Origin of the sequence: Luteibacter sp. (assembly GCF_051958795.1) — a bacterium.
In the GTDB taxonomy this organism is placed as follows: domain Bacteria; phylum Pseudomonadota; class Gammaproteobacteria; order Xanthomonadales; family Rhodanobacteraceae; genus Luteibacter.
In genome coordinates this window covers 1-5,666 of the sequence record NZ_JBQCFT010000082.1, presented here as the reverse complement: position 1 = coordinate 5,666, position 5,666 = coordinate 1, and the positions used below count along the sequence as shown (strand labels likewise).

General features: G+C 66.9%; 6 protein-coding genes. All 6 read left to right on the top strand.

Annotation, left to right across the window (positions count from 1 at the left end; translation table 11 throughout):
* The first annotated feature begins 285 nt into the window (after window positions 1-285).
* Entirely contained in the window at window positions 286-1,206 is a 921-nt protein-coding gene (prmB, locus tag ACTHLF_RS04370) for a 50S ribosomal protein L3 N(5)-glutamine methyltransferase (RefSeq protein ID WP_440325191.1), read from the top strand.
* Between the two features lie 18 nt (window positions 1,207-1,224).
* Window positions 1,225-2,328, top strand: a complete 1,104-nt coding sequence (aroC, locus tag ACTHLF_RS04365; RefSeq protein WP_440325189.1) for a chorismate synthase — start codon at window positions 1,225-1,227, stop codon at window positions 2,326-2,328.
* 3 nt (window positions 2,329-2,331) lie between these two features.
* Complete coding sequence (locus tag ACTHLF_RS04360) at window positions 2,332-3,330, top strand: 2-hydroxyacid dehydrogenase (protein ID WP_440325187.1); 999 nt, start codon at window positions 2,332-2,334, stop codon at window positions 3,328-3,330.
* A gap of 29 nt (window positions 3,331-3,359) precedes the next feature.
* The gene (locus ACTHLF_RS04355) at window positions 3,360-4,388 is read left to right on the top strand and encodes an aspartate-semialdehyde dehydrogenase (protein ID WP_440325186.1); all 1,029 of its coding nucleotides are present in this window, start codon (window positions 3,360-3,362) and stop codon (window positions 4,386-4,388) included.
* Window positions 4,388-4,681, top strand: coding sequence for a hypothetical protein (locus ACTHLF_RS04350; RefSeq protein WP_440325184.1), 294 nt, complete (start codon window positions 4,388-4,390; stop codon window positions 4,679-4,681). Before ACTHLF_RS04355 ends, ACTHLF_RS04350 begins: the two co-directional genes overlap by 1 nt.
* Before the next feature lie 185 nt (window positions 4,682-4,866).
* A partial coding sequence (locus ACTHLF_RS04345; protein WP_440325182.1) for a type IV pilus assembly protein FimV occupies window positions 4,867-5,666 on the top strand: 800 nt, incomplete at its 3' end.

The window sequence follows — 5,666 nt, the reverse complement described above, 5'->3', positions numbered from 1 at the left end:
GCCAGGATCAGATGTACCGCCTCGTCCCGCTGCGCCTGCGTAATGTCCTTGCGTCCCATGGTTCACCTCGTTCTGGCCGTGAATCCCCGTGGGGTGTCCAGAAAGATTAGACCACCTCAGGGCCCCAAGGCCTCTTTCCGGGGACGTCCGAGCGCGAGGCGGCGCAAGCCGCTGGTCACACGCATTCGCGCCCAGCGAATGAACCGATTCGATAGCGCGAGGGCCAAGGCGAGCCGGGACGTAGACGGCTATACTCCCCTGTCAGCCCCAAGAAAGCCCCCGCCCGTGACCAGCGAACTCAGCTCCATCATCGATTTCATCCGCTACGGCGCCAGCCGCTTCTCGGCCGCCGGCCTCACGTTTGGCCACAGCCATGACAATCCGATCGACGAGGCCACCCACCTGGTCCTGGCCGCCCTCCACCTGCCGCCCGACCTGCCGCCCGCCTACGGCGCCGGCAAGCTCGTCGCCGCCGAGCGCGAGGCCATCCTTGCCCTGATCGAACGGCGCATCACCGAGCGCGTCCCCGTCGCCTACCTCGTCGGCGAGACCTGGTTCGCCGGCCTCAAGTTCAAGAGCGACCGCCGCGCCCTGGTGCCGCGCTCGCCCATCGCCGAGCTCATCGAAGGCGGGTTCCAGCCCTGGCTCGAAGACCGCCACGTCGAGCGCGCGCTCGACCTGTGCACCGGTTCGGGCTGCATCGGCATCGCCATGGCCGAGTACAACCCGTACTGGCAGGTCGACATCGTCGACATCAGCGACGACGCCCTCAGCCTGGCCAACGAGAACATCGTCTACCAGCACGTCGAAGAGCGCGTCCGCGCGATCAAGTCCGACCTGTTCTCCGGCGTGAAGGACGAGGTCTACGACCTCATCGTCTCCAACCCGCCGTACGTCACCAACGACGAGTACGCGGCCATGCCGGCCGAATACAGCCATGAACCGGTCCTTGGCCTGACATCTGGTGATGATGGACTGGACCTCACCCTGCGCATGCTCGACGAAGCCGCCGACCACCTCTCGGAAGATGGCCTGCTGATCGTCGAGGTGGGCGATAGCGAGCACGCCCTGGTCAACCTCCTGCCGCGCGTCCCGTTCGTGTGGCTGGAGTTCAAGGTCGGCCAGATGGGCATCTTCGCCATCGAGCGCCGCGACCTGGTCGCCCACGCCGCGGACATCGCAGCCGTGCGTGCCGCGCGGAACTAAACACCTGACGGAAGTACCGTGTCCTCCAATACGTTCGGCAAGCTCCTCTCCGTAACCACCTTCGGCGAAAGCCACGGCCCGGCGATCGGGTGCGTGGTCGATGGGTGCCCCCCGGGGCTCCCGCTGGAGGCCAGCGAATTCCGTACCGACCTGGAGCGCCGCGCGACCGGCCGCTCCCGGCATACCTCGCAGCGCCGCGAGGCGGATGACATCGAGATCCTCTCCGGTGTCTACGAAGGCGTGACCACGGGCACGCCGATCGCGCTGCTGATCCGCAATACCGATGCCCGGTCGAAGGACTACGGCAACATCCTCGATACCTTCCGCCCCGGCCACGCCGACTACACTTACTGGCAGAAGTACGGCGTCCGCGACCCGCGCGGTGGCGGCCGCTCGTCGGCCCGCGAGACCACGATGCGCGTGGCCGCCGGCGTCATCGCCAAGAAGTGGCTGTCCGGGCGTTACGGCGTCACGGTGCAGGGCCACGTCAGCCAGATCGGCGAGGTCGTCCCGCGCGGCTTCGAATCCTCAGCCATCGAGACCAGCCCGTTCTTCTGGCCGTTCGCCGATCAGATCCCCGAACTCGAGGCCTACATGGACGCCCTGCGCAAGTCCGGCGATTCCGTCGGCGCGAAGGTGACCGTGGTGGCCGAAGGCGTTCCGGCCGGTTGGGGCGAGCCGATCTACGGCAAGCTCGATGGTGAGATCGCCGCGGCCATGATGTCGATCAACGCCGTGAAGGGCGTGGAGATCGGCGACGGCTTCGACGCCGTCGGCCAGCGTGGCACCCAGCACCGCGACGAGATGACCGCGCAGGGTTTTCTTTCCAACCACGCGGGCGGCATCCTCGGTGGCATCGCCACCGGCCAGCCCGTCGTCGTTTCCATGGCGTTCAAGCCGACGTCCAGCATCCTGGTCCCGGGCCGCAGCGTGGATCGCGCGGGCAACGCTACCGAAGTGGTCACGAAGGGGCGGCATGATCCCTGTGTCGGCATCCGCGCCGTGCCCATCGCCGAGGCCATGCTGGCGCTGGTGCTGATGGACCAGGCCCTGCGCCACCGCGCCCAGTGCGGTGATGTCGCGCCGGTTCCGCCGCGGATCCCCGGCACCTTGCAGGAGTAACCGATGAGCAAGCCCCGGGTCTGGATCTCCAGGCCATTCTTCCCCGATATCGTCGACCGCCTGCGCGAGCATTTCGAGGTCACGCAGGAGGCCGAGGAGCGGGCTTACACGCCCGTCGAACTCGTGGCCCACCTTAAGGACGCCGATGCCGCGATCATCGGCCTGGCCGACCGGATCGATGCCGATATCCTCCGGCATACCCCGAAGCTGCGCTTCGTAGCCAACACGGGCGTGGGCTACAACAACCTGGACCTCGCCGCGCTGACCGAAGCCGGCGTCGGCGCTTCGAACACGCCTGATGTGCTGAACGAGACGGTGGCCGATTACGCGTGGGCGCTGATGCTTGCGGCCGCGCGCCGGGTAGGCGAAGCGGAGCGCTGGTTGCGGGCAGGGCAGTGGAAGGGTTCGCGCTTCGAAGGCTGGCTCGGCGCCGATGTCCACGGCAAGACCATCGGCATCCTCGGCATGGGCCGCATCGGTCAGGCCATTGCCCGCCGCGCTTCCGGGTTTCGCTCGCCGGTGATCTACCACAACCGCTCGCGGCTCGACGCGGCGATCGAAAAGGAGTGCGGCGCCACCTACGTGGACAAGGCCACCTTGCTCGCGCAGGCCGACCACTTGGTGCTGGTGCTGCCGTTTACCCCGGCGAACCGGCACAGCATCGGTGCCGCCGAACTCAAGGCCATGAAGCCGACGGCCACCCTCACCAACATCGCCCGTGGGGGCATCGTCGATGACGAAGCCCTGGCCCGGGCGCTGGCCGATGGCGAGATCGCCGCGGCCGCCCTCGATGTGTTCGAGGGCGAACCGCAGGTCCACCCGGACCTGCTCGAACAGGACAATGTGGTGCTGAGTCCGCACATCGCGAGCGCAAGTCGCGACACACGTCGCGACATGGCTTCGCTGGCTGTGGACAATGTACTGGCTGCGTTTGGGCATGGTCCCTGCGCCGGTCGGCCGCCCACGATCCTCAACCCGGGCGTGCTGGCTGACGCCAGCTAGACCCTCTACCCACGCCAACAAGAGCGAAGATGAGCAAGAAGACGAGTTACAAGGTGGCCATGGTGGGTGCAACCGGCGCAGTCGGTGAAACCCTCCTTTCGATCCTGGCCGAGCGGGATTTTCCCGTGAGCGAACTGATCCCCCTGGCGAGCGAGCGCTCGGCGGGCGGCACCGTCGATTTCGCAGGAAAACCTTGTGTCGTCAAAGACCTGGCCAAATTCGACTTCGAAGGCGTGGACATCGCGTTCTTCTCGGCCGGCGGTTCGGTCAGCCGTGAGCACGCGCCGCGTGCCGCCGCGGCCGGCGCCGTCGTCATCGATAACACCTCCGAGTTCCGCTACCAGGACGATATTCCCCTGGTGGTTTCCGAGGTGAACCCGCACGCCATCGCCGACTACACGGTGCGCGGCATCATCGCCAACCCGAACTGCTCGACCATGGGCATGCTGGTGGCGCTGGCGCCGATCTACCGCGAGGTGGGTATCGAGCGGATCAACGTGGCGACCTACCAGTCGGTTTCGGGCGCGGGTCGCAGCGGCCTGGAGGAACTGGGCAAGCAGACCGCCCAGATGCTCAACTTCCAGGACGTGGAGTCGGCCAAGTTCCCGAAGCAGATCGCGTTCAACGTCATCCCGCACATCGACGACTTCCAGGCCAATGGCTACACCAAGGAAGAAATGAAGATGGTCTGGGAAACCCGGAAGATCCTTGAAGACCCATCGATCCAGGTGAACCCGACCGCTGTCCGCGTGCCGGTGTTCTACGGCCACTCCGAGGCCGTGCACATCGAGACCCGCGACAAGATCACGGCTGAGCGTGCCCGCGAGCTGCTGGAGCAGGCGGAGGGCGTGGTCGTCGTCGACGAGCGCAAGGCGGGCGGTTATCCGACCCCGGTGAGCGACGCCGCTGGCAAGGATCCGGTCTACGTGGGCCGCATCCGCGAGGACATCTCGCACGAGCGTGGCCTCGACCTGTGGGTGGTTTCCGACAATATCCGCAAGGGCGCGGCGCTGAACGCCGTGCAGATCGCGGAAATCCTGGTCCGGGATTACCTGTAATGAAGGCCGGCCGCGCCGCCATCGCCTGCCTGCTCCTCGCGCTGCCGCTTATCGCGGCCGCGGCGGGGCAGGCGGCGAAGCCGGCGCCGGCCAGCAGCCAGGCCACGGCCGCCCGGGCGAAGCTCGATGCTTCGCGCGGGCAGGCCCAGGCCGAAGATAAGAAGGTGAAGGACCTGCAGAAGCGGGTGGATACGCTGGAAACGAATTCGAAGGCCTCCCGGGATGCCCTGGAGGAGCGTGACCGCAAGATCGCGGAGCTCGAACGGCAGCTGGAAGCCGAGCGGCATCCCTGAACCTAGGTACAGGGCCAACATGTAAGGGGGGCGTGTACGGGCCTCGCGAACGAGTCAAACTTGTCGCGTAAATGCCCGTAGCCGCTATTGTTAGTTGTTGCTGGGGTGCACTACAGTGGCGCCTTCGCGGCCGACCGCCCGTAGAGGCGCGCCGTCAGCATGGAATTGTTCGGGGGATGCTCGTGATGAACCGTACTTTGAAGCTGTCGATCATGCTGGCGCTTGCCATGGGGGGCAGCCAGGTGCTGGCCCAGAGCCTCGGCGCCGTCCAGGTCCATTCCACCATGGACCAGCCGCTGTCGGCGGATATCCCGCTCACCGGGGTCACCGGTAACCCGAGCGATATCCACGTCACCCTCGCTTCGGATGAAGCCTTCTCCCGCGCAGGCCTGAATAAGTCAGGCATGCCGGTGCAGCTCAGTTTCACGGTCGGCAAGAACGCTGCCGGCCAGCCGGTGATCCACGTCACCAGCGGCGCGCCGATCCGCGATACCTACCTCGATTTCCTGGTGGAAGTGGATAGCGGCAAGGGCCCCGCCGTCGTCCGCGAGGTCACCATGCTGCTCGACCCGCCGGGCACGCCCGCGGCCGCCGCAACGTCGTCAGCGCGCCCGTCCCGCACGGAAAGCGTGCCCTCGCGCGTGCCGGCCCGGTCGAGCACGCCGCGTACCACCGAAGCCAGCCAGCCGCGTGCCGCTGCGCCCTCCGCACCATCGGCGCAGGCTGCCAACGGCAGCATCGGCCCGGTCCAGCGTGGGCAGACCCTTTCCACCATCGCGCGCGACAACGCCGGTGGGTCCGATATCAACCAGGTCCTGGTCGCCCTGCACAAGGCCAACCCGGATGCGTTCTACCGCGACAACATGAACGCGCTGAAGACGGGTGCCGTCCTGCGCATGCCGTCGCAGGATGACATCAAGGCCCAGACCGCCGCCGCGGCCCTTGCCGAAGTGCGCCGCCAGAACGAAGCCTGGCGCTCGGGCGC